Genomic DNA, 18887 nt, shown 5'->3' on the forward strand with positions numbered 1-18887 from the left:
CCCGGGCGGCAGGTCCGGGCCGAGGATCAGGCCGCGCGGCCGCGGCGCAGCACGCCTGCTGTGACCCCCGCGCCGACCCCCACCGCCGCGGCGATCCCGAACGCCCACCACAGCTGGGTGCGCAGCGGCACCAGCAGGGCGTCGACGGTGTCGTCCAGCACCTGGCGTCCCGCCTCGCCGACGTCGAGCCCGGCGAAGCCCGCCTGCACGGCCTCCGGCAGCAGCACGAGGAGCACCAGCATCGCGACGGCGGTCAGCGCCCCCGTGGCGGCGACCGTGCGCAGGCGCCGGCCCGGCCGGGCGGCGAGTGCCGCCAGCACGGCGAGCAGCACCGTCGCCGGCAGCGCCCAGGGGGTCCACCGGTCCAGGACGGCGACGGCCGACTGGGCGGTGGCGAGGTCGTCGGACGCGTACAGGACGACGTCCGCGCCGGTCGACGCGAAGCCCTCGGGGACGGGCAGCCCCCGGTCGCGCAGCGCCTGACCGATCGACTCCAGGAACGGGTCGAGGGGCAGCGTCACCACGCCGTCCGCGGCGTCGACGACGTCGCTCTCGTCGCGCAGCACCGCCACGGTCGCGGCGTGCCCCTGCCGGGTGGCCTCCTCCCACGCGGGCGGGAAGGCGTCGGAGCGGACGAAGAGGTCCGCCACCTCGCCGATCACGGGCCGCAGCGCGCCGGCGAGCACCCCCGAGTCGATCTGGCCGACCACGGTGCCGGTCAGCGCCTCGGCGACGGCGTCCTGCGTGGTGATCTCGTCCGCGAGCGGCGCCGTCGCCGCGACGTACGCCTCCGTGTCCAGCAGCGTGCCCTCGACGTACCGGGCGGGCACCGTGACCACCGCCGCCAGCACCGCGAGCAGGACCAGGACGCCGCTGAGGAAGCTCCGCACACCCGCCATGGTCGGCACGCTACGCGGCCCCGGGCGGGGCCACAGCGCGGGCTACAGCCCGGTGCGCCCGTCGATGCACTCGCGCAGCAGGTCCACGTGGCCCATGTGCCGGGCGTACTCCTCGAGCACGTGCAGCAGCACGTCGCGCGCCTCGACGGTGCCGCCGTCGTAGGGCACCTCGCGGCCCAGGTCCTCGCCGGCGAAGCAGTCGTCGGCGACCTCGACGGCGCGGTGCCAGGCGTCCCACGCCTCCTCGACGCAGGTCGCGTCCGGGAGGGCGCCGTCGAAGTCGACGTCGGGGTAGCCGGGCAGCTCGAACGGGCCGCGCTCGTCGCGGCTCTGCAGCACCCTGCGGAACCAGTGGTGCTCGACGTTCGCGAGGTGCCGGACGAGCCCGAGCAGGGAGAGGGTCGACGGCGGCACGGCGCGGCGCGCGAGCTGGGAGGCGTCGAGGCCCTCGCACTTCATGACCAGGGTCATGCGGTAGCGGCAGAGGTACTCCCAGAGGGTCTCCTTCTCACCGACCGGGTCGACGCCCGTCGCTCGCGGGTCATTCTCGGGATGCACCCACAGGCCGGGCGTGGTAGAGGTCACGCGCGTAATCTGGCCGAACGCCCGCCACGGGTCAAGCGGCGCCCTCCCACCTGCGGCGACGTTCCGGCGCCGGGCGCTCTCCCGGTACCCTTCGGCAGCATGAGGGCCAGGACGAGACGCGCTCCCGGCGCCTCGCGCGGCCTGGTCGGTCGCCTGAGGCGACCGGTGCCGGGGCCCTGGCGCCGTCGGTCCTCCCTCGCCGCGGCGGGCGCGCTGTCCCTGCTCCTGGGGCTCGGCGTCGGGGTGGCGGCCGGCTTCGTGGCGGACGCGGGCGCCCCCGCGGAGGCCGTCCTCGCGGCCGGCCCGCCCGACGAGTGCCCGGTGGTGCAGGCCGCATGGTCGCGGTCGGCGTCCCTGCAGATCGGGATGACGGCCGACGACCCGGCCACGCTGCGGCGCGGCTTCGTGGGTGCCCGCGACGCGCTCGCCGAGGTCCGTCCGCCCACGGAGGTGCGGGACGACTGGCTCACCGTCGCGACCTACGTCGGCGCGGTCGCCGACGAGATCGAGGCGGCCGGCGAGGGCGAGGTCGCGTCCGCCGTCGCGGACGCGCTGGCGGACCTGGACACGGCGGCGATGACGGCCGCGTCGAACCGCGTCACGACCTACCTCAAGGCCGGCTGCGGCGCGGCCGACGCGCCGACCGACGCGGAGGGTGACGCGGGGGACGACACGGACGACGACCCCCAGGGTGACGCGCCCGCCGGCTGAGCGGTGATTTCCGCGCGCGCGGGCGGGTGACGCACCATAGGGGGATGCGCCGTGCCCGCCTCCTGCCCCGCCAGCTCCCGGTCGTCGTCGTGGGGATGCTCGTGACGGGGGCCGCGCTGGCGGGCTGCGGGCAGTCCGACGGCGGTGCGGAGCCGGTCGCGGAGCCCGCCCCGGCGGTCTCGATCCCGGGCGACCTCTCGATGGGCGTCGAGGGCGAGCCGAGCCGGTCGAAGGACTCCGGGTCGGCGTCGCCCGACCCGAGCGCGGACGCGACGGACGGCGGCAAGGACGAGTCCGGCCTCGACCACGAGACGTGCGCGGGGCTGCAGCAGGCCTGGTCCACGACGAACCGCGCGCTCGTGGACCTCAGCCCCGAGCATCCGCGCGCGCTGGTGCAGAGCTTCCGCACCGCGGACGAGGCGATGGCCGCGGTGGAGGCGCCCGAGGGGGTGGCGAAGCCCTGGGGCGTGATGGCCGACTACCTGGGCAGCGCGGAGACGGCGTTCGACGACGTCGACGAGGACGACGCGGACGCGGTCAGCACCGCGATGGCCGGCGCGATCACGGCCGACGACACCGCCGCCGCCACGGCCGCGGCCAAGGACATCACCGTGTTCCTGTCGACGGAGTGCGCGGGCCGATGACGACGCGCGGCACTGCCTCGACACCTGCCTCGGCGCCCGTGCCCGGCGCGGCGGGGCACGCCGCGCCCCTGGTCGACGCGCTGCGGTCGGGCCTGACGGCGGCGGGCTACACCGTCGACGGCGTGGGCGAGGTGCTGGGCGAGGTCGCGTCCGCGGCGCTGCACCGCGAGCAGACCGTGCCCGCCCGCCGCGCCCTCGCGGACGTCGCCGCCGCGCACGAGCCGCGCGCGGCGCTGGCCCGCCTCTTCCTGCTCGGCGACGACGTGCCGCGCGCGGCGCTCGACCGCGCGCTGCCCGGCCTCGGCACCGCCGGCGCCGCGCGCCTCGGCCTGGTGGCCGCCGCCGGCGAGGGTGACGACGACGCCGTGCGCGCCGTCGTCGACCTGCGTCCGTACGCCGCCGTCGACGCGGCCGGCGACGCGTCGTGGTGGCTGGCGAGCGACCTCGCCGAGCTGGCCACGGGCGGCCGACTCGCGACCGACCACGTGCTGGGCGCCGGCGGCGCCTCGACGACGCTGGCCCAGGTCACGGCCCGCACGCCCGTGGGTCGCGTGCTCGACCTCGGCACGGGTTGCGGCATCCAGGCGCTGCACGCGGCGCGGCACGCCCGCCACGTCGTGGCGACCGACCTGTCCCGGCGGGCGCTGGGCTTCGCCCGGTTCAACCTCGTGCTCAACACCCCGGCGGAGGGGGTCGATGTCGCGCTGCGGCACGGGTCGATGCTCGACCCGGTGGCGGGGGAGAGCTTCGACCTCGTGGTCTCCAACCCGCCGTTCGTCATCACCCCGCACGCCGGCGCGGCGGGCGCCGCGGTGGCGGAGGCGCTGGGCGACTACGAGTACCGCGACGGCGGCCGCTCGGGCGACGACCTGGTGCGCGACCTGGTGCGCGACGTCGGCGGCGTGCTCGCGCCGGGCGGCGTCGCGCAGCTGCTGGGCAACTGGGAGCACCGCCGCGGCGAGCCGTGGGACGAGCGGGTGGGTGCCTGGCTCGACGCGGCCGGCCTGGACGGCTGGGTGATCCAGCGCGAGGTGCTCGACCCGGCCGAGTACGCGGAGACGTGGATCCGCGACGGTGGCACGACCCCCGAGCGCGAGCCGGGCGCCTGGGCCGCCGCCTACGGCGCGTGGCTCGACGACTTCGCGTCCCGCGACGTCGAGGCCGTCGGCTTCGGCATCGTCACCCTCCGCCGGCCCACGGGCGGCGCGCGCCCCACGCTGCGCCGCCTCGAGGAGCACACCGGGTCCGTGCACCAGCCGCTCGGCGCGCACGTCGCGGCGTCGCTCGCGGCGCACGACTGGCTCGAGGCGCGCGACGACGCCGCGCTGGCCGAGGCCCACCTCGCGGCGGCGGACGACGTCACCGAGGAGCGGTTCCACACGCCCGGGCAGGCCGACCCGAACGTCGTCGTGATCCGGCAGGGCGACGGGCTGGGGCGCGGGGTGCACGCCTCCACCGGCCTCGCGGCCTTCGTCGGGGTGTGCGACGGCGAGCTCGCCGTCGGGCAGATCGTCGGGGCGCTGGGCGCGCTGCTCGACGTCCCCGCCGACGACCTGCGCTCCGAGCTGCTGCCCGCCGTCCGCGGCCTGGTGCGCGACGGCTTCCTCCGTCCTGCCGACTGACCTCCCGACGGGCCGACCTCCCCGCCTGGGAGCCTGCCGTCCGTGGGCTGTGCCACATGGGGAGCTCTCCCCGTCGTGCCGGGGCGCGTGAGCGACGCCGGTCGGTCACCATGGTCACCATGCGCAACCGACTGACCATGACCCGTGCCGCCGCCGTGGCCGCCGCCGCCCTGCTCTCCCTCGGCCTGGCCGCCTGCAGCGGCTCGGGAGACTCGGGTTCCGGCGAGGGCACGCCCGCCGCCGAGGAGCAGGCGGCTGAGGAGAGCCCGGCCGAGGAGAGCCCCGCCGAGGAGGCCCCGGCCGACGAGGCGGCCGGCGGCGACGTGTGCGGCGCCGTCCAGGCCCTCACCGAGGCGTCCTCGGCGATGGGCGACGTCGACCCCGCCGACCTGCAGCCCACCGTCGACAAGCTCGAGGAGCTCACCACCACGCTCGAGGGCGTGGGCGAGCCGCCCGCCGAGATCGCCGACGACTGGGAGACGCTGACCACGTCGTTCCGCACCGCGACGGACGGCCTGAGCGCCGCGGCCGAGGACCCCACCGACGCCGAGGCGATGACGAAGCTGCAGGACGCCATGTCCGCGATGACCGGCTCGGAGTTCCAGGAGTCCGCTCAGGCCGTCGGCACGTACGCCGGCACCCACTGCTGACGCCCTCCGAGGCCCGGGGCGGTCGTCAGCCGATGACGACGGCCGCCTCCGGGCGCCGGTAGAGGCGCTGGCGGTCGCGCATCGCGAGGCCGGTGCCGAGGGTGATGGGCCCGAGCCGGCCGAGGAACATCAGGGCCACGAGCACCAGCTGGTGCCAGGGCTGCATGTCCGCGGTGATCCCGGTGGACAGGCCGGTGGTGCTGAACGCCGAGATCACCTCGTACAGCACCTGGTCCAGCGTGAACAGGCTGGTGGAGAGCGTGATCGCGAGCGTCGGCACCACCACGGCCGCGACGCCGACCAGCGCGACGGTGAGCGCCTGCCGCTGGGTGCTGGGCGTGAGGCGCCGGTCCCAGAGCGTGGCGTCGGGGTCGCCGCGCAGCTCCGACCAGATCGCGACGGCGAGGACGGCGAACGTCGTCACCTTGATGCCGCCGGCGGTGCCGCCCGACCCCGCGCCGACGAACATGAGCATGTCGGTGAAGAACCAGGTGCCGTTGTTGGCCTGCGACAGGTCCACGGAGTTGAAGCCGGCGGTGCGGGGCATCACCGCCTGCGTGAACGCGGCCAGCACCTTCGCCGGCGGGTCGAGCGGGCCGAAGGTGCCGGGGTTGCGCCACTCGGCCGCGAGGAAGAACAGCGTGCCCACCACCAGCAGCACCGCCGTCATCAGCACGGTGAGCCGCGTGTGCACGCTCCAGCGCGACAGCCGGGCGAGGTCGGTCGGGCCCTCCTCGGTCCGGCGGGTGCGGTGCAGGCGCCACAGCTCGAGCAGCACGGGGAAGCCGAGGCCGCCGATGATGATCGCGGCGCAGATCGGCAGGCACACCCAGGGGTCGGCGACGAACGGCACGAGGTTCTGGCTGTAGATCGAGAAGCCCGCGTTGTTGAACGCGGACACGGCGTGGAAGACGCCCGACCAGACGGCGTGGCCGAGGGGCTCGTCGTAGGCGGCGGCGAACCGCGCCGTCAGCACCGCGGCCACCACCAGCTCCGTCACGACCGTGAACCGCAGCACCCCGAGCAGCACGCGTCGCACGTCGCCCATCCCGACGGACCGCGTCGACTCGGTCGCCACCAGCCGGGTGCTGAGCCCCAGGCGACGGGTCAGCAGCAGGCCGAGCAGCGACGCCAGCGTCATGACCCCGAACCCGCCCACCTGGATGAGCAGCAGGATCACGACCTGCCCGAACGGCGTCCAGAACGTCTCGGTGTCGACGACGGCCAGCCCGGTCACGCAGGTTGCGGACGTCGCGGTGAACAGGGCCTCGACGAAGCTCGCGTTCCTCCCCGTGGCGCTGACCGGCAGGCTCAGCAGGGCCGTGCCGGTGGCGATCGTCGCGAGGAAGGCGAGGGTGACCACCTGGGCCGGGCGGCGGCGCAGGCTCGCGGGCGACGTGGGGGAGTTCGCGGGCACCCGGTGCGGGCGCAGCCACGGGATCGGGTGCACAACGGATCAGTGTGCACCCGCGCGGCAGCCTGGGCGCGCCCTGGCCGGGGGCTGGTCGTCCCCGTAGCGTGTGGTGCGCCGGGCAACCGTCCGGTACCTGACGGAAGGAATTCTCCGATGAGACGCACGACCTTCAGGACGATGGCCGCCACGGCCGCCGGGCTCACGCTCGCGGCGACCGCGGCGACGGCCCAGGCCGCCGGTCCGGACCCCGACGACGTCGCGGGCGCGGACCGATATCCGGCGGGGCTCCTGCAGGCCATGACGGACGACCTCGGCGTGTCGAGGGAGCGCGCCGTCGAACGGCTCGACTTCCAGGACGACGCCGCGGCCGCGCAGGACCGGCTGCGGGAGCAGCTCGGTGACGACTTCGCCGGCACCTGGCTCGACCCGGAGCGGGACCGGTTGTACGTCGCCACGACGAGCGGTGCCGCGGACGCCGCGGTGCGGGCGGCGGGCGGCCGGGCCGTCGACGCCCGGTACTCGCTCGACCAGCTCGAGGGCTGGGCCGCGGACCTGGGCGACGACGCCGCCGCGGCCGCCGGCGTGACCGGCTGGCACGTGGACGTGCGGGACAACACGCTCGTGGTCGAGACGCTGGCGGGCTCGGACGCCCGGGCCGGCGTCGACGACGCGCTGGCCGCCGCGGGCGTGCCGAGCGGCGCCGTCACGGTGAGCACGACGACCGAACGGCCGCGCGTGCTGGACGACGTCGTCGGCGGCAACGCGTACTACATCGACGGGGCGTCGCGCTGCTCGGTGGGCTTCGCCGTCACCGACGGCTTCGTCACCGCGGGGCACTGCGGCTCCGCGGGCGACCCGACGTCGCAGCCGGAGGGGACGTTCGCCGGGTCGAGCTTCCCCGGCGACGACTACGGGTACGTCCAGGTGGGGCCCGGCAGCACGCCCGTCGGTGCCGTGAACGACTGGGCCGGCGGCCAGGTCGCCGTCGCGGGCGCCGAGCCGGCGCCGGTGGGGGCCCAGGTGTGCCGGTCGGGATCCACGTCGGGCTGGCACTGCGGCACGGTCGAGGCGCTCGACGTCTCGGTCTCCTACGCCGAGGGCACGGTCGACGGGCTCATCCGCACCGACGTGTGCGCGGAGCCGGGCGACTCCGGCGGCTCGCTGCTGGCGGGCGACCAGGCGCAGGGCGTGACGTCGGGCGGCTCCGGCGACTGCACGTCCGGCGGCACGACGTTCTTCCAGCCCGTGGGCGAGATCCTCGACGCCTACGACCTCACCCTGGTGACCGGCTGACCGCCGCGAGATTCTCTATCCCGCGGGGACGACGCGCGGGGCGGCCGGCCCGGCGAGGACGGCGGCGAGGATCGCCTCGATCGCGAACGCCGTCTCCTGCGCGAGGTCGACGGCGTCCGGGTCCAGGAGCCACTGCACCTGCAGGCCGTCCATGACGCCGATGACGGCGCTCGCAGCGCTGCGGGCCCGGGCCTCCTCGAGCGCCACGCCGCGCTCCTGCGCCACCTGCAGGAGGGCCGTGGCGATCTCGCCGCGCAGCACCGTGAAGCGCTCCGTGACCCACGCGGCCGCCGGGTGCCCGTCGGTGACGGACTCGCCGGTGAGCACCGAGTAGGCCTGCACGATGCCGCGCCGGTCGGCGTTGATCCGCGCGGTGGTCATCAGGTGCCGGAACAGGTCGAGCCCGCCGGGGATGTGCTGCCCCTCGAGGTGCTCGACGTCCACCCGGTCGCGGTACTCCAGCACCGCCCACAGGAGCTTGTCCTTGCTGCCGAAGTGGTGCAGCACGCCCGCGTGGGTGATGCCCACCTGCTCCGCGACGTCGACGAGCGACCCCGCGTGGTAGCCCTTCGAGCCGAACACGCGCGTCGCCGCCGCGAGGATCTCCTCGCGCCGCTCCGCCTTCGAGGGGCGGGTCCGTCGCGGGGTGCTGCCGTCTGCCATGGCGTCACCATACTGTGACCTTGCGATACTTACTTACCTGTCAGTAACTGTGCTTCACTGGGCGCAGTCGACGCCGACCAGGACGAGGGAGTACCGCCGCGTGTCATCGCAGACCGCTGTCACCAGTACCGACGCCAGTACCGACGCCAGCGCCGACGGGCAGATCGACGCGCTCGTCGACCTCCTCGGCGTCGACGAGAAGGCCGCCCTCGTCGTCGGCGCGTCCATGTGGGCGACCCGCGCCGTCGAGCGGATCGGGCTCGAGCCCGTCGTCATGTCCGACGGTCCCGTGGGGGTGCGCGACCCGTACGGCCGCGGCACCTCCGCGATGCTGCCCGCGCCGTCGGCGCTCGCGGCCACGTGGGACGTCCGCCTCGCGCGCCGGGCGGGGGAGCTGTTCGCGGCGGAGGCCCGCCGGCACGGGGTCGACATGGTCCTGGCGCCGCAGGTCAACCTGCAGCGCACGCCCGTCGGCGGTCGGCACTTCGAGTGCTACTCCGAGGACCCGCACCTCACGGCCGAGGTCGCCGTCGCGCTCGTCGGCGCGGCGCAGGACCGGGGCGTCGGGATGTGCGTGAAGCACTACGTGGCCAACGACTCCGAGACCGACCGCACCCGCTACCTCGCCCGCGTCGACGAGCGGACGCTGCGCGAGGTGTACCTGGCGCCGTTCGAGCGGCTCGTCGCCGCCGGTGCGTGGAGCGTCATGGGCGCGTACAGCGGGGTCGACGACGGCAGCACCGCCGCGCCCGCCCTCGAGCACCGCCCCCTGCTCACCGGCGTGCTCAAGGACGAGTGGGGTTTCGACGGTCTGGTCGTGAGCGACTGGGTGGCCACGCAGTCGGTGGCCGCGGCCGCGCGCGGCGGGCTCGACCTGCAGATGCCCGGCCCGGACGGGCCGTGGGGGGACGGCCTGCTCGACGCCGTCCGGTCCGGCGAGGTGACGGTCGCCGAGCTCGACGACAAGGTGCGCCGGCTGCTGCGTCTCGCGCACCGCGTCGGGCGGCTCCCGCTGCCGGGCGGCGGCGGCGCCGTCCCGGCGGCCGCGGCCGAGGACCCGGCGCCGCTGCTGCGCGAGCTCGTCGCCCGCTCCGTCGTCGTGCTCAAGGACGACGACGGCACGGTGCCGTTGGTCGACGCGGACGACGGCGCCGTCCCGCTGCGCGTCGCCCTGCTCGGCGCGCACGCGATGGAGCCGTTCTTCCAGGGCGGGGGCTCGTCGTTCGTGGTGCCCGACCGCCTCACCTACCCCGCGGACGCGCTGCGCGACGCGCTCCCGGCGCGAGCGGTCGTGGACGTCGTCGCAGGGTCGCGCGTGCTGCGCAACCCGCCGGCCGTCGACCTCGCCCGCTGCACCGACCCCGTGACCGGCGCGCCCGGCGTGCGGCTGGAGTGGCTCGGGGCCGACGGCACCGTGCGCCGCGCCGAGACCCGGACCGCCTGGGACGGCTGGTGCGCCGACGTCGGCCCCGACGACGCCACCCTGCGGCTCACCGCCCACGTGCGCACCGACGAGCCGGGCACCCACGAGCTGGGGGTCGGCACGGTGGGCGTGCACCGGGTCACGGTGGACGGCCGGACGGCGTCCGCGGGCGACGTCGTCGTCGACGAGGACGTCATCCTCGCCTCGGGCCACAACCACCCCCTCGCCGCGACGCTGGCCGTCGAGGGCGGCGCCGGCGGCGCCCTGCTGGAGGCGGAGCTTCAGGTGGTGCACCCCGTCGGCTACGACCGGTTCGTGCGCGGTGCGCTGGTGCACCGTCTGCCCGGCCCGTCGGCCGAGGACGAGCTGGCGGCCGCGGCCGCCGCGGCCCGGGAGGCGGACGTCGCCGTCGTCGTCGTGGGCACCACGCCCGAGGTCGAGTCCGAGGGCTACGACCGTGCCGACCTGGCGCTGCCCGGCAACCAGGACGAGCTGGTGCGGCGCGTGCTGGCCGCCAACCCGCGCACGGTGGTCGTCGTCAACGCGGGCGCGCCCGTGCTGCTGCCCTGGTACGACGAGGCCCCCGCGGTGCTGTGGGCCTGGCTGCCCGGCCAGGAGGCGGGCACCGGGCTCGCGGACGTGCTCACCGGCGTCACCGAGCCGTCCGGCCGCCTGCCGTGGACGCTGCCCGCGCGCGCCGAGGACGTCCCGGTGCCGCACGCGATCCCCGTCGCCGGCGTCGTCGAGTACGCCGAGCGGCTCGACGTCGGCTACCGGGCCTGGGAGCGGCGGCTCGGTGCCGGCACGGGCCCCGGTGGCCCGGCGCCCGCCGCCCCCTTCGGCCACGGCCTCGGCTGGACGACGTGGGACTACGAGGCCGCGGGCCTCGCCGCCCCCGGGCTCGCCCCGGGCGACGCGGACGTCGTCGTGCGTGTGACGGTGCGCAACACCGGCGCGCGGCCCGGGCGCGAGGTCGTGCAGGTCTACGTGACCCCGCCGCCCGGCACGGCGGACACCGATCCCGCACGGCCCGTGCGCTGGCTCGGCGGCTTCGCCGTCGTCGACGCCGTGCCGGGGGAGCGCGCCACCGCCGAGGTGCGCGTGCCGCGCCGCGCCCTCCAGACGTGGGACACCGCCGCCGGCGGCTGGACCACCCCGCCCGGCACCTACCGGCTCACCGCGGGCCGGTCGGTGCGCGACCCGCGGCTCGACGTCGACCTCGTCGTCGCGCCCGACACCCAGTCCTGACCATCCAGCACGGATCACCCGATCACCCACCCAGCGCCCCGCCATCGGCGGCGGGGCTCGTGCAAGGAGGCACACCGTGAGAATCCGCAAGCTCAGCACGGCGGTCGCGAGCGCCGCGGTCGTGGCCATGCTGGCCGCGGCGTGTGGCGGCGGCACCGGCGGGAACAGCCCGTCCGCCTCTTCCGGCGGCGTCGGCACCGAGACCCTGACCGTCGGCATGCCCAACGGTGTGCAGACGGAGAACCAGTCGCCGTTCGCGACCGGCTCGTCCGCGCTCTCGCTCGGCTACGCGTTCGTCATCTACGAGCCGCTCATGATGCGCAACCAGGCGAAGCCGTCCGAGGACCCGCAGCCCTGGCTGGCCGAGAAGATCGAGTGGAACGAGGACTACACGCAGGCAGTGATCACGCCGAGGTCGGGCGTGACCTGGTCGGACGGCGAGGACTTCACCGCCGACGACGTCGCGTTCTCGATCCAGCTGCGCATCGACCACGAGGGCCTCAACGCGGCCGCGCTGCCGTACGACAAGGTCGAGTCCGACGGGACGACGGCGACGGTGTCGTTCACGGCCCCGCAGTACGTCAACCAGTCCAAGCTCTACGACCTGCTCATGGTCCCGGAGCACCTGTGGAAGGACGTCGAGGACCCGACGACCTTCACGAACACCGAGCCGGTCGGGACCGGCCCGTACACGCTCGAGTCGTGGACGCCGCAGGCCGCGACCGTCACGGCGCGCGACGACTACTGGGGCGGCCAGCCCAAGGTCCCCGAGATCCGGTACTCGTCGTACAACGACAACAATGCGCTCACCACGGCCCTCACCACCGGCGAGGCGCAGTGGGGCTGGACGTTTATCGCCGACTACGAGAACGTCTACATCGCGCAGGACCCGGAGCACTACCACCAGTACGCGGCGGCGGGCCTCGGCATCGACGCGCTCTTCCTCAACAACGAGAAGAAGCCGTTCGACGACGTCGCCTTCCGCCGGGCGCTCAACATGGTGATCGACCGGCAGGAGCTGGTGGACGTCGCCACCTCCGGCGTCAACCCCCCGCTGACCAACGCCACCGGCCTGCCGCTGCCCGCCGGCGAGCCGTACCTCTCCGACGCCTACGCGGACGCCGACCTCGCCGTCGACGTGGAGGGGGCCAAGGCGCTGCTGACCGACGCCGGCTACACCTGGGAGGGCGAGAAGCTCGTCGACCCGGACGGCGAGAAGGTCATCTTCGAGCTCACCGACCCGGCCGGCTGGAACGACTACCTCACCGCGCTCGACCTCATCAAGAACGCGGCCGCGACGCTCGGCGTGGACGCCACGGTCAACCCGGTGAACCAGGACGGCTGGTTCGCCGACGTCGTCCCGCCGGGCGACTTCCAGGCCACGCTGCACTGGACCGACGGCGGCGCCACCCCCTGGGACATGTACTCCGACCAGTTCGACGGCGCGCAGTACAAGAAGCTCGGCGAGCCGGCCACGTGGAACTTCGGCCGCTTCCAGGACGACGCCGCGACGAAGGCGTTCGCCGACTACGCGGCCGCGACCGACGACGCCGCGCGCGAGGCCGCGATGGACACCATCCAGCAGGTCTACGTGGAGCAGGTGCCGGCCATCCCGATCTGGTCGCGACCCGCCACCGCGCAGTACTCCTCGCTGAACTACGTCGGCTGGCCGTCGGAGGACGACCCGTACAACCAGCCGCAGCCCACCGGGGTCCAGGCGGCCCAGATCGTCATGCACCTGGAGCCCGCGTCCTGATGTCCCTCCACACCACCACCCCCGGGGCGCCGGCCGGCGCCCCGGGGGGCACCCCCCGCACCGACCCCGGCGCGCCCGTGCTCGAGGCCGTCGGGCTCACCAAGCACTACCCGGTCAAGGGCGGCGGCCGAGGCTCCGGGCGCGGCGCCGTCGTGCACGCCGTCGACGGCGTGGACCTCGTTCTGCACGCCGGCCGCGTCGTGGCCCTCGTCGGCGAGTCCGGCTCCGGGAAGTCGACCGTGGCGCGGCTGCTCGCCCAGCTCCAGCCCGCCACCGCCGGACGGCTGCTGCTCGGCGGTACCGACGCGCGGGCGCGCGGACGGCGCGCCTTCCGCCGCTACGTCAACCGCGTCCAGATGATCTTCCAGGACCCTTTCGCGTCCCTGAACCCGGTGCACCCCGTGCGGTACACGCTCACCCGGGCGCTGCGCATCCACCGCGGCCGCCTGCGCGGGGACGAGCTGGAGCGGGCGCTCGCCGAGCTGCTCGAGCGCGTGCACCTCACGCCAGCCGAGCGGTACGTCGACAAGTACCCGCACGAGCTGTCCGGCGGGCAGCGCCAGCGCATCGCCATCGCGCGGGCGCTCGCCGCCGAGCCGGAGGTGCTGCTGGCCGACGAACCGATCTCGATGCTCGACGTGTCCATCCGGCTCGGGATCCTCAACCTGCTCGCGGACCTCCGCGACCGGCTGCACCTGGCCATCCTCTACATCACGCACGACATCGCCTCCGCGCGGTACTTCGCCGACACCACCCTCGTGATGTACGCGGGGCGCGTCGTGGAGTCGGGGGACAGCGAGTCGGTCACCCAGGACCCGAAGCACCCGTACACACGGCTGCTCCTGGCGTCCGCCCCCGACCCCGAGGACCTCGCCGAGCGGCCCGCGGGCGCCCCGCGCGGCGAGCCGCCCAGCCTGGTGCGGCCCCCGTCGGGCTGCCGCTTCCACCCGCGCTGCCCGTTCGCCACCGACCTGTGCGCCGCCGAGGCGCCGCCCCTGCTCGACGTCGGGCACGGGGCGGGCGGCGAGCCGCGGCAGGCCGCCTGCTGGGGCTACGCCGACCGCGCCGACGCCCCGGCCGTGCCGCGGACCGCGACGCCGACGGGAGGGGACGCATGAGGTTCGTCCTGCGCCGCGCGGCCTTCTACCTGTTCACCGCCTGGGCCGCGATCACCATCAACTTCTTCGTGCCGCGCCTGCTGCCGGGCGACCCGGTGACCGCCCTCATGGGGCGCATGCAGGGCCGGATCGACTCGAACGCCGAGGAGTCGCTGCGCGTCCTGTTCGGGCTCGACCAGGACATGTCCCTGTGGGACCAGTACGTGCACTACTGGCAGATGCTGCTGCACGGCGACCTCGGGCTGAGCTTCACCCACTTCCCGACACCGGTGGCCGACATCGTCACGCAGGCCCTGCCGTGGACGGTCGGGCTCGTGGGCATCGCCACGGTCATCGCGTTCCTGCTCGGGACGGCCGTGGGCACCGGCATCGGCTGGCGGCGCGGCACCTGGGCCGACTCGCTGCTGCCGATCACGACGTTCTTCTCCGCCGTGCCGTACTTCTGGCTCGGTCTCATCGCCATCGCGGTGTTCGCCGTGAACCTCGGCTGGTTCCCGTCGAACGGCAGCTACGACCGCGGCATGGTGCCGTCGCTGAGCTGGGAGTTCGTCGGCTCGGTGATCTACTACGGCACGCTGCCGGCGCTGACCATCGTCGTGTCGTCGATCTCCGGCTGGATCCTCGGGATGCGCAACATGATGGTCACCGTCTCCAGCGAGGACTACGTCACCGTGGCCCACGCCAAGGGGCTGCCCGCGCGGGCGGTCGTCGTGGGGTACGCGGCGCGCAACGCGATCCTGCCGCAGGTCTCCAGCTTCGCCCTGGCCCTCGGCTTCGTCGTCGGTGGCACGCTCGTCATGGAGATGGTCTTCAGCTACCAGGGCATCGGCTACACGCTCTACCAGGCGGTCTCCACCCACGACTACCCGCTGATGCAGGGCTGCTTCCTCGTCATCACGCTGTCCGTGCTGGTCGCCAACCTCGTGGCCGACCTGGCGTACGCGGCGCTCGACCCCCGCACCCGGCAGGAGGGCTGACATGGCCACATCGACCACCGCGATCGAGGTCGCGGCACCCACGGGGCCCGACGACGTCGGGCAGGGCGTCGCGCGCCCCGGCCGGCGCCCGCGGCTGCTGTTCCTGCGCAACTCCAAGGCGCTCGTCGGCATCGTGATCCTCGTCTTCTTCGGGATCCTTGCCGTCGTCGGGCCGTGGATCGCGCCCTACGACCCGGACCAGGTGAGCACAGCGCTGCTGCAGCCGCCGTCCGGCGCGCACTGGCTCGGCACCGACCACACCGGGCGCGACATCCTGTCCCAGATCATCGTCGGCACGCGCGGCGTGCTCGTCGTCGGGCTGGTCGCCGGGCTCGGGGCCACCGCGCTCGGCGTGATCGTCGGCGTGACGGCCGGGTTCGTCGGCGGCCTCGGCGACGAGGGGCTCTCGGCGCTGTCGAACGTGTTCCTCGTCATCCCGCAGCTGCCGCTGATCATCATCATCGCGGCGCAGCTGCCCAGCGCCGGCGGCATCACGGTGGCGCTCGTCATCGGCGTCACCGGGTGGGCCTGGGGCGCGCGCGTGCTGCGCGCTCAGACCCTGTCGCTGCGCAAGCGGGACTTCATCGAGGCCGCGCGGGCCACGGGCGAGCGCACGTGGCGCATCGTGCTGGCCGAGGTGCTGCCGAACCTCACGGCGATCATCGCGGCGGGCTTCGTCGGCACCGTGACGTTCGCCGTCCTGAGCCAGGTGACCCTCGCGTTCATCGGCATCACGCCGGTGAGCGAGTGGAACTGGGGCACCATCCTGTTCTGGGCCCAGAACAACCTGGCGCTGCAGCGCGGCGCCTGGTGGTGGTTCGTCCCCGCCGGCCTGTGCATCGCCCTGCTCGGCATGGCGCTCACGCTGATCAACTTCGGCATCGACGAGCTGGTCAACCCGCGCCTGCGCAGCACCGGCATGCACGCCCGCACCCTGCGCCGCCGCGGCATCCGCCCGCGCGTCGGCTTCACCCCGGTGGTGAGGCCGACGGGGCCCGGGGTGCGCGACGTCGGGCGCCCCGCCCTGCACCACGCACCGCACACCGAGGAGGAACGATGAGCGAGCCCGTGCTGGAGATCCGCGACCTGCACGTGGACTACGGCTTCGGCGACGACCCGACGCACGTGCTGCGCGGCGTCGACCTCACGCTGCACCGCGGCGAGGTGCTGGGGCTGGCGGGGGAGTCGGGCTGCGGCAAGTCGACCCTCGCGTACGCCGCGACCCGGCTGCTGCCGCCGCCCGGCCTCATCACCGGCGGGGAGGTGTGGCTCACCGACCGCGACGGCCGGCGCAGCGACGTCCTCGGCCTCACCGACGCGCAGCTGCGCGCCGCCCGCTGGCGCGACGTCGCCATCGTGTTCCAGGGCGCGATGAGCTCCCTCAACCCGGTCTTCCGGATCGGGCGGCAGCTCACCGACGGCATCCGGGCACACCGGCCCGGGCTGTCGCCCCGGGACCTCGAGGCGCGGGCCGCGGAGCTGCTCGAGATGGTCGGCATCTCCGCCGACCGCCTCCGCGCGTACCCGCACCAGCTGTCCGGCGGCATGCGGCAGCGCGTGATGATCGCGATGGCGCTCGCCCTGGAGCCGCAGGTGCTGCTCATGGACGAGCCGACGACGGCGCTCGACGTCGTCATGCAGCGGCAGATCCTCGAGCAGATCATGGAGCTGCGCGACCGGCTCGGGTTCTCCGTCGTGCTCATCACCCACGACGTCTCCCTGCTGGTCGAGGTCGCCGACCGCATCGCGATCATGTACGCGGGGGAGATCGTGGAGGAGGCCACCGCGCAGGAGGTCTACCGCAGGCCCCGGCACCCCTACTCGTCGGGGCTGCTCGGGTCGTTCCCGCCGTTGCACGGCCCCCGGCGCGAGCTGTCCGGCATCCCCGGCGCCCCGCCCGACCTGCAGCGGCTCGGCGCCGGCTGCCCCTTCGCGCCGCGCTGCCCGCACGCGATGGACGTGTGCCGGCAAGTGCGCCCCGTGCTGGGGCCGCCGAGCACGGGCGAGGACCGGCGCGTCGCGTGCCACCTGCACGACGCCGACCTGGTGGGCGCGTCGTCCGGCCTGCCGCCGGAGCTCGCGCGCTGAACCCTCCGTCGCCGCCCGCGGCGGCCTGCGCCCGCCGACGAGATACCCCAGGGGCGTATGAAGTTCGGCAAACTGGGCAAAAGGTGCCCTTGGAGGGCTAGATCGGCGCCTGACCTGCCGCTATGTTCCACGCAGTCTCGACGGAGGGTGGTGTGCGCGTGGGCGCAGGAGTGCGGCGGAGGATGGGGGCGATCGGCGCGATGCTGACGCTCGCCCTGATGTCGACCGGGCTGGCGGTGCCGACGGCCGTGGCCGACGTCGAGCAGGACAGCACGGTCGTCGCGCCCGTCCACGAGCGGTGGTGGCGGGGGCAGGACATCACCCTCGAGGTCAGCGTGACCCGGGACGGGGCACCCGGCGTCGGGCAGGTCTCCTGGCTGGCGGCCGGCTCGGGTGCACGCGCACCGCTGACGGACGGCCGGGCCACGATCGTGATCTCGAGTGCCGACCTCAGACCCGGCCCTCTCCGCGTCGTCGCGGGGCATGTCGACACGTCCGCGGGCGTCGACCCGGAGACCGGGCAGTACCCCGTCCGCTCGACCGGCTCGGTCGTGGTCGAGGTCGTCGAGCCCACGAGCCCCGTGCTGAGCGCGACGGAGTGGTACTACGGCGACGCGCACGCGCTCCGCTTCGACCTCACCGGCACGGACGAGCCGAGGGAGGGCGCGGTGACGGTCGACCTCGGCGGCGGCGTGGAGCGGTCGGCGCCGCTGGTCGACGGTGTCGCCGCGTTCGCCCTCGACGGAACGGAGGTGCCCGGCTGGCGGACCCTCCGGTTCCAGCACACGACCGCCGCGGGGGACCCCGTGTCGAGCTGGGGTGCCCGGGTGCACGCCACGAGCAAGCCGGTCACGGTGAAGGCCACGGTGCCGTCCTCGGTCCGCTACGGCTCCGACGTCGTCGTGCCGGTGCGGGTCACGTCCACGCTCGGGACGCCCGGTGGGCGCGTGTCCGTCACGCGCAGCAGCGACGGGAAATCGCTGGCCTCCGCCGCCGTGGTGGGCGGGAAGGCGACGCTGCGGTTCCCGGCGAGCCGGCTCGCGTTCGGCGACTCGTTCCTGGCGGTCGAGTTCGACGGCGCCCCGGAGTACGAGGAGCGCGTCGACCGGTGGCACGCGCTCGACGTCCGCCCGCGCGCCACGTCCGTCGCGGTGTCGACCGGGAAGACGTGGACCTACGGCAAGGGGCGTCGGATCGCCGTGACGGTCTCGTCGCCCGGCGCCACGCCGACGGGCCGGGTCGAGCTGTGGTCGTACGGCAAGAAGCTGCGCACCGGCACGCTCGCCAAGGGGAAGGCGTCCCTGTACGTCCCCGCCACCCGGGTGGAACCGCACGGCGGCGACAGGCAGTCCATGGTGGTCAAGTACGTCGGGCCGTCCACCTTCGAGCGGTCGCAGCGGTCCTGGAGCCAGAAGGTCGCCGAGGCGCGGCCGAAGGTCACCTTCCGCATGGACCGTCGATCCTTCCCCGCCGACTGGTCGGACCGGCGGTCGGTCCGCGCGACCGTCACGGTCACGACGGCGGGCCTCCCGGAGCGGGGCCGGCTGTGCCTCTGGACGCGCGACCCGCAGTCGCGCCACTCCAGGTGGGCCGGCTGCTGGACCAACTGGTCGTGGAAGGTCGACGACGGGCGGCGGACCATCCGGGTGCCCGGGGTGCTGCTGGCGGGCTCGCCCGGGAAGTCCTTCATCAAGGTCGAGTACATCCCCAAGGACCCCAACGTCCGCCAGGTCTTCTCCAACACGGTCACCCTGCGGCACACCGCCCCGTAGCGCTGAGAGGTCCCCACCCCGCGC

Annotated in this window: 16 protein-coding genes; 12 read left to right on the plus strand and 4 right to left on the minus strand. The window is 74.8% G+C overall.

All coding sequences use genetic code 11. The features are described from left to right. Positions 1–26 precede the first annotated feature (26 nt). Both ACFCZN_RS08300 and ACFCZN_RS08305 read right to left on the minus strand, forming a co-directional pair. Entirely contained in the window at positions 27–899 is an 873-nt protein-coding gene (locus tag ACFCZN_RS08300; protein ID WP_430556450.1) for a hypothetical protein, read from the minus strand. A gap of 42 nt (positions 900–941) precedes the next feature. Further along, on the minus strand, positions 942–1484 hold the full coding sequence (locus ACFCZN_RS08305) for a DinB family protein (RefSeq protein WP_429765923.1): 543 nt from the start codon (positions 1482–1484) through the stop codon (positions 942–944). Positions 1485–1583: 99 nt separating this feature from the next. On the opposite strand from ACFCZN_RS08305, the gene ACFCZN_RS08310 reads away from it, so the two are divergent. The 4 genes from ACFCZN_RS08310 (at position 1584) to ACFCZN_RS08325 (ending at position 5111) form a co-directional block, all read left to right on the plus strand. After that, positions 1584–2195: a hypothetical protein gene (locus ACFCZN_RS08310; RefSeq protein WP_430556451.1), complete on the plus strand. Its 612-nt coding sequence runs from the start codon at positions 1584–1586 to the stop codon at positions 2193–2195. Positions 2196–2239: 44 nt separating this feature from the next. After that, complete coding sequence (locus ACFCZN_RS08315) at positions 2240–2839, plus strand: hypothetical protein (protein WP_430556452.1); 600 nt, start codon at positions 2240–2242, stop codon at positions 2837–2839. Next, positions 2836–4461 carry a methyltransferase gene (locus ACFCZN_RS08320; protein WP_430556453.1) on the plus strand — a complete coding sequence of 542 codons (1626 nt, stop codon included), beginning with the start codon at positions 2836–2838 and terminating at the stop codon, positions 4459–4461. The genes ACFCZN_RS08315 and ACFCZN_RS08320 overlap by 4 nt, the downstream gene beginning before the upstream one ends. A 119-nt stretch (positions 4462–4580) precedes the next feature. Beyond that, positions 4581–5111 (plus strand): hypothetical protein, encoded by a 531-nt coding sequence (locus tag ACFCZN_RS08325; protein ID WP_429765917.1) that lies wholly within the window; start codon positions 4581–4583, stop codon positions 5109–5111. 25 nt (positions 5112–5136) lie between these two features. Here ACFCZN_RS08325 and ACFCZN_RS08330 read toward each other — a convergent pair whose 3' ends face one another. Next, on the minus strand, positions 5137–6561 hold the full coding sequence (locus ACFCZN_RS08330; protein WP_429765916.1) for a TrkH family potassium uptake protein: 1425 nt from the start codon (positions 6559–6561) through the stop codon (positions 5137–5139). Positions 6562–6678: 117 nt separating this feature from the next. On the opposite strand from ACFCZN_RS08330, the gene ACFCZN_RS08335 reads away from it, so the two are divergent. Then, positions 6679–7818 (plus strand): S1 family peptidase, encoded by a 1140-nt coding sequence (locus ACFCZN_RS08335; RefSeq protein WP_430556454.1) that lies wholly within the window; start codon positions 6679–6681, stop codon positions 7816–7818. Between the two features lie 15 nt (positions 7819–7833). On the opposite strand, the gene ACFCZN_RS08340 is transcribed toward ACFCZN_RS08335, so the two are convergent. Next, positions 7834–8481 carry a TetR/AcrR family transcriptional regulator gene (locus ACFCZN_RS08340; protein WP_429765913.1) on the minus strand — a complete coding sequence of 216 codons (648 nt, stop codon included), beginning with the start codon at positions 8479–8481 and terminating at the stop codon, positions 7834–7836. A 100-nt stretch (positions 8482–8581) separates the two neighbouring features. Between ACFCZN_RS08340 and ACFCZN_RS08345 the strand changes: the two genes are divergently transcribed. The 7 genes from ACFCZN_RS08345 (at position 8582) to ACFCZN_RS08375 (ending at position 18863) form a co-directional block, all read left to right on the plus strand. Continuing rightward, the gene (locus ACFCZN_RS08345) at positions 8582–11152 is read left to right on the plus strand and encodes a beta-glucosidase (protein ID WP_430556455.1); all 2571 of its coding nucleotides are present in this window, start codon (positions 8582–8584) and stop codon (positions 11150–11152) included. Between the two features lie 76 nt (positions 11153–11228). After that, complete coding sequence (locus ACFCZN_RS08350) at positions 11229–12908, plus strand: ABC transporter substrate-binding protein (protein ID WP_430556456.1); 1680 nt, start codon at positions 11229–11231, stop codon at positions 12906–12908. Continuing rightward, positions 12908–14026: an ABC transporter ATP-binding protein gene (locus tag ACFCZN_RS08355; protein WP_430556457.1), complete on the plus strand. Its 1119-nt coding sequence runs from the start codon at positions 12908–12910 to the stop codon at positions 14024–14026. The genes ACFCZN_RS08350 and ACFCZN_RS08355 overlap by 1 nt, the downstream gene beginning before the upstream one ends. Next, on the plus strand, positions 14023–15003 hold the full coding sequence (locus ACFCZN_RS08360) for an ABC transporter permease (protein WP_429765906.1): 981 nt from the start codon (positions 14023–14025) through the stop codon (positions 15001–15003). The genes ACFCZN_RS08355 and ACFCZN_RS08360 overlap by 4 nt, the downstream gene beginning before the upstream one ends. 1 nt (position 15004) lies before the next feature. After that, entirely contained in the window at positions 15005–16063 is a 1059-nt protein-coding gene (locus tag ACFCZN_RS08365) for an ABC transporter permease (protein WP_430556458.1), read from the plus strand. Next, the gene (locus ACFCZN_RS08370) at positions 16060–17091 is read left to right on the plus strand and encodes an ABC transporter ATP-binding protein (protein ID WP_430556459.1); all 1032 of its coding nucleotides are present in this window, start codon (positions 16060–16062) and stop codon (positions 17089–17091) included. The genes ACFCZN_RS08365 and ACFCZN_RS08370 overlap by 4 nt, the downstream gene beginning before the upstream one ends. A gap of 182 nt (positions 17092–17273) precedes the next feature. Continuing rightward, complete coding sequence (locus ACFCZN_RS08375) at positions 17274–18863, plus strand: hypothetical protein (protein ID WP_430556460.1); 1590 nt, start codon at positions 17274–17276, stop codon at positions 18861–18863. Positions 18864–18887: the final 24 nt, after the last annotated feature.

Origin of the sequence: Isoptericola sp. NPDC056134 (assembly GCF_042264825.1) — a bacterium.
Lineage (GTDB): Bacteria > Actinomycetota > Actinomycetes > Actinomycetales > Cellulomonadaceae > Isoptericola > Isoptericola nanjingensis.